The sequence below is a fragment of the Paenisporosarcina sp. P4_D4 genome (assembly GCF_056401835.1).
Window position 1 is genome coordinate 1 of sequence record NZ_JBFUIO010000124.1, and the last position, 5,384, is coordinate 5,384.

A 5,384-nucleotide genomic window follows, 5' to 3' on the forward strand; every position below is an offset into this window, starting at 1 on the left:
CCCTAATGATGTTTCTCTTAAAATGGTGATAGCCGCGCCTATATGAATCCAAGGTTGTTCAATCCACCCAAGCGTTTTATCATGTTCAATCACTTTGGTGATGGTTGGCTGAGGTGATGATCCTCTTGTAATGATTACTTGAAGTCCTGTTGCACGTTCAATATCATTTTTGACTTGTTCCATTTTTTCTTGTGCTGCATTTCCAATATCACCAATGCCTTTTACTTTAATGCGAATGGAGGATATGCTATTCCCTCCAGTAATGATTTCAGCTGCCTTCACAGTAGTTAAAATGTTAGGTGGATTTGTAAGTAAGCCTGTTGGTACACCGGATCCTTTCATCGTCCTTGAAGGATTTAACGGGTCATGGTCTGGTCCAAGAACTATCCCCGCCTGTGCAGGACGATATGTCTCGAGTGGTAGTTCAGTTAAAGGGTCTTTACTAATTTTTAATTTATCAGAAGAGAAGCTACCAACAATATTCAATCTCAAAACTGGCAAGAGTGGGACTCCGTCTTCAGATAATTCATGATCTAACAATTCTGCTTTTCTGAAACCTGAATTTGGTAAGATATCTTTAAAAATGTCGATCACTTCGACAGGCTTGCTTGAAACTTCATAACTACTTGACCATCTCTCTGGAAAAGGACTTTCTATTTTCTGATAATCAAGAATACTGGATTTAAAAACTAATTGAGTTCCATGAACTGATAAAGAAGGATTGTCATTCGGATTAGCCAAAGCTTTAAAAATCATGGTTTCCAATTCTTCACCAGTCAACTCGAAACTGTCTACCTCTTCTGTCTCCAAACTATTTAAATAGTCCCGTCCGTTTCCTTTCTTAATTAATTCGATAGCTTGTTCCTTTTCAGTGTCAGTATTAAAAGGGATAGCTAATTTTTCTTGCGAAACCTGAAACAGGCTATTGGAAAAGCTCTTATTATTTATTAAAACAGGTATTTCAAATAAACGGTCCATTTYTTCATCGTAAATAGCATCTTCATTTGGCTCTAAGTATCGGCTCGTATCAGATAGTTGAACTGCCTCGTCTAGTCCTACAAGYTTWGCTTCYTCTTCTGGATCAATACCAACCAATAATTGGTATTGACTCAAGCTTATCTCACCTTTATCATCTCCCCAAAAACCTAAACCTTCACTGGGACCTGTCCAATTAGTAGCTCTGTATGTCTCTATATCCTGTATGGTTYTTTTGGATAAACCATCATTATATGTCTCTGTGATTCTATACTTATAGATACCCTTGTCGCTTGTTTTAAATTTTTCTTTCATAGTTATTCCTAATGTGGTATAGCCCAAAACTGAAAYAGGGGCTGCTATCGCTACATCGTTCATTGATTTGATTTTTTCGAATTGATCGTGGCTGATGCCTCCGTTAATTCCATTTAAGTAGTTCGGTTCCATCAAGTTATCTTCATTAAAAATGGAACCTGATGGGGTGACGACAAGGTCATAGGCGCTTTCCCACTTCTTTTGCAGTTGATTACTAACCGTTCCTTTTGTTGTTTCCGTTAAGCTAAACAGATAAATGAGCACACTACTTATTAACATCACACCAATAACTGAAAGTATAAGTCGGTCTTTATTGCGAACCAATTGCTTCATCATAAAAGGCATCATACTTGTTGCCTCTGTCTAACCGATATAATCTCTCCATCTCGCATTTCGACTTTCGTGTTTGCTCGATTGGCTAGCGTAGAATCATGCGTAACCAAGATTACACCACATTTTTTACTTTGATTTAAAGAAGACAACAGTTCAAATACCGTTTCCCCTGTATCTGTATCGAGATTCCCAGTCGGTTCATCTGCTAATAGCCATTTAGGTTCATGGACTAATGCCCTGGCAATAGCAACTCTTTGTTGTTGTCCACCTGATAGTTGTGAAGGGAGAGAATTTATTTTGTCTATAAGTCCAACTTGTTCCAAAACTTGTGTCGCGCGCTCTTTTTTGTTGTAAGTTACCTTTCTACCAAAAAGAGGTGACATGACATTTTCTAATACCGTCATGGTTGGAATCAAATGAAACTGTTGAAATATGAATCCGATGTTCTCAAAGCGAAAATCTGCCATTTCTTTATTGTTCATTTTGTGAACATGCTGATCTCCATAGAGAATTTCTCCACTGGAAGGAACATCGAGTGTTCCAATTATGCTTAATAACGTCGACTTCCCTGAGCCTGATGGACCAATAATTGAAATAAAATCGCTTTTCTGAAGTGTTAAATTAACTTCCTTTAACGCATATGTACCTATACCATCGCCTTTAAACACTTTTGTTAATGTCCTACATGTAATCGTGTTATTCAAAATAATCCCCCTCTTTGAAATATTTGTAAAATCTAATTATTTTAAATATAACAATTCCTTTGATTAATGTATACTTTACATTGCCTAAAGGGGTGTTTTATAGATTAATTGAGTTTGAATATATCATTGAGATTGTGAAGATCTTCACTTAAACTAACGGGGCAGGATAGTTCAATAACAAATGATTTTAAAAAGGGGTGCCAAGTGAATGAAGTTAAAATTTTTATACTTAACATTAACAGTATTATCAATTTTACTGATATGTGGTTGTTCGACTAAACAAGATGAAGGGAATTCCAAAGGCACAGATAACTATGAAATTAGAAAAGTTGCTTGGGATTTCATCGAAGAAAAAGGTTGGGGCGGCAGAGCTATAGAAGACTGGAAAAGTGCTGAAGTGAAAAAAACGATTGCTAGTAATAGCTATGAATTGCTGGATAAAACTTATGAAGGGAAAGAAGTATTAATGGTATCCTTTGAAGATCAAGAGAACGTTGTAGTTGGTCCACCTTTAATACTTGTTGACCCCGAAACCAATGAAGTAATAGGTTATATGCCGGGTGAATAGAATTGAATGTTTTTCAACTGTGGCTATGAAACAAAGTGAGTTAGAACTTGTAGAGGAGATGAGAAGGTGACTATTAGTGCAGAGAGGCAGGCCTCAAGATTGATGAGGTTGCGTAGAATCTGCGGTTATGGTGCCGCAATAGCAGTAACACCTTACCTGCTGATCAAAATCGTATGGACTTTCGGTCTCTTCCTTCCAACCGAGCAAATGGGTGACGCCAGCTGGCGCATTATAAACGCAGTAACCGCCGTTCTCGCTGCGATTGGTATCCTTCTTGCAATGGCGTTCTGCAGGCCGTGGGGGGAGCGGCTACCTGCGTGGTTGGTTGCTCTACCCATTTGGGTTGGTACCGGTTTGCTCGTTCCCATGCTGTTGATTGCACCGGTTCTGGGCCCTGCAGCTATGATCCGGGATCAAGAGGCAGGTGCCGCTGACTTCTGGGTATACGAGCAGATCTTCGTCATGATCTCACTTTTCGGGATCGGCATCTTCCTGCCGCTTGCATTGGCGGGGTATGCAAAGGCACGTTGGCCAGAGGCGCTGAGTGGCACAACCGACTACAAGGAGTTGCCGGGCAATACTCGACAACTGCAGATTATCTTGGCTAGGATCGTCGCTGCCGGCTGCATTCTGCTCGGTGTCATCAAGGTGTTTTGGGCGGTTGGCGGCTCTTTCGGCATCGACCCGGCAACCATGGGTGAACGCGATGTGTGGTGGCACCTGCTGTCATTGAGTATAGGCGTGTGGTCCTTTGCAGGTGCGTGGGGCATAATGGTGGTAGCATCCCGCCGTGGGTCGAGGTGGTTTCTACCCCCTATGGCAGCGGCATGGATTTCATCGGGAGCGTTGTTCTCCAACAACCTCTATTCCGCCTTATCTTCAGTTCGACGCGACGCGCCACCCTCCCCAGAGTACCCATTGGCATGGTTGTTGACAACACAGGCCGGCATCGTCTTAGGTGTAATAATGGGAATGATTATCCTGCTGGTGCTGCACGAACGCCGTCGAGCCCTTCGAGATGAGTCCAACTGAAGTTGATTACACAGAACCACGGAGAAATTGAATATTTTTCTTGTTGTACTAACGGGTGCTTTAGTTAAAGATCATCGGGCTGTTTAAACAAGCCCTTTTTCTTATTGAACTAACGGGGCAGGTTAGTTGAACAAGAAATTAGATTAGCTATAGGCGCTAGAAGAAAATTACTGGAATATTATGCTGAACTTTATAAAAAGGGTATTGAAAGGACTGACTTTACTAATGGATATTAGAAAACCTAACGATTCTGAATTTGAAAAGATTATTTTACTTTCCCCACAAGCTTTATTTGATGGTACATTGGGTGAAGTAAAACCTTCAAATGAAAAAATCAAACGTCTTATTGAACCACTTTTGGAAAAGGGAAGCTATTATTTAATAGCAACCGAGAATGATAAACTAATGGGCTGGATTCTTATAGGGGCCGGTAAAGACCAATTTACTGACAAGATGAATGGATTTATTTATGAACTGTTTGTTATAGAAGAATTTAGAGGGAATGGAGTTTCTAAACGGTTAATGAGAACTGCGATTGACCATCTAAGACAAGATGGATACTCTGAAGTTCGTCTTAGTGCATTTGCAGGTAATCAAGCTATTAAACTTTACGAAAAAATGGGCTTTAACATAAGAACAGTTTCTATGAGTTTGCCTTTATAAGCTATTGACTTCTTTCACTAACGGTTGCTTTAGTTTAATAAATTAAGCCAACATTTAGTCGGCTTTTTTGTGGCACATCAGGAAAATAAAGTGCAGCAAATGCTTATASTCGTTTTTTTAACGCCTTCCAACTGTGTAATTTTGGTACAATGGAAATGGATTTTGTAATACAACKTGCAGGTTAGTTGAAAAAGAAAAAATAATTGGATGAGGGGATAAATTGATTAAAATAATTGACATTAGTRTTAGAGAWAACGCTAAAGATGTATTAAACATTCAAATACCATCCTATAAAGTAGAGGCAGAAATAATCGGTTCCGATGAAATACCACCATTGAAAGATACAGTCAAAACATTGCAAGAATGCGAAGAAATTTTCTTTGGTTATTATGAAGATGAAGAACTATGTGGTGCAATATCATTGGAAGTAGAAGATAATGTTGTTGATATACACAGACTAATTGTGCATCCAACCCATTTTAGAAAAGGGATTGCTCAGAAACTTTTAGATTATGTAATAAGAAATTTCGAAGCTGAAAAAATAAAAGTAGCGACAGGCTCTAAAAATACTCCAGCAGTAAGTTTTTATAAAAAGAATGATTTCGAAAATATTAAAGAAATCACAGTAAATGAAAATATATCTCTAACCTTTTTGGAAAAGAAATTATAATATTCTTATTGAAGTAACGACTGAATTAACTCAAAAAGAGGTCTTTAAGTCAGCAGAGATTTGCTGGCTTTTTATGTCGTAGTGGGAACATACAATGCTTCTTTCTTGTTGAACTAACGGAGGC

At 38.9% G+C, this 5,384-nt stretch carries 5 protein-coding genes and 1 pseudogene; 4 read left to right on the plus strand and 2 right to left on the minus strand.

The window, feature by feature from the left end; translation table 11 throughout:
* Positions 1-1,638, minus strand: a pseudogene (locus AC1DSL_RS15405) (hypothetical protein); the annotation flags it as partial.
* Positions 1,635-2,327 (minus strand): ABC transporter ATP-binding protein, encoded by a 693-nt coding sequence (locus AC1DSL_RS15410; protein WP_477532855.1) that lies wholly within the window; start codon positions 2,325-2,327, stop codon positions 1,635-1,637. The gene AC1DSL_RS15410 and the pseudogene AC1DSL_RS15405, both read right to left, overlap by 4 nt.
* A gap of 208 nt (positions 2,328-2,535) precedes the next feature.
* On the opposite strand from AC1DSL_RS15410, the gene AC1DSL_RS15415 reads away from it, so the two are divergent.
* From AC1DSL_RS15415 to AC1DSL_RS15430, 4 genes are all read left to right on the plus strand, one after another.
* Positions 2,536-2,895: a hypothetical protein gene (locus tag AC1DSL_RS15415; protein ID WP_477532856.1), complete on the plus strand. Its 360-nt coding sequence runs from the start codon at positions 2,536-2,538 to the stop codon at positions 2,893-2,895.
* Between the two features lie 66 nt (positions 2,896-2,961).
* A complete protein-coding gene (locus AC1DSL_RS15420; protein WP_477532857.1) occupies positions 2,962-3,927 on the plus strand; it encodes a hypothetical protein in 966 nt (321 codons plus the stop codon).
* 225 nt (positions 3,928-4,152) lie between these two features.
* Positions 4,153-4,590 (plus strand): N-acetyltransferase family protein, encoded by a 438-nt coding sequence (locus AC1DSL_RS15425; RefSeq protein WP_477532858.1) that lies wholly within the window; start codon positions 4,153-4,155, stop codon positions 4,588-4,590.
* Between the two features lie 220 nt (positions 4,591-4,810).
* Complete coding sequence (locus AC1DSL_RS15430; RefSeq protein WP_477532859.1) at positions 4,811-5,260, plus strand: GNAT family N-acetyltransferase; 450 nt, start codon at positions 4,811-4,813, stop codon at positions 5,258-5,260.
* Positions 5,261-5,384 lie beyond the last annotated feature (124 nt).

What these genes read in the sequence shown, in the direction of transcription:
- AC1DSL_RS15415 (WP_477532856.1), top strand. Translation starts at nt 2,536, where the DNA reads ATGAAGTTAAAATTTTTATACTTAACATTAACAGTATTATCAATTTTA.
- AC1DSL_RS15425 (WP_477532858.1), top strand. Translation starts at nt 4,153, where the DNA reads ATGGATATTAGAAAACCTAACGATTCTGAATTTGAAAAGATTATTTTA.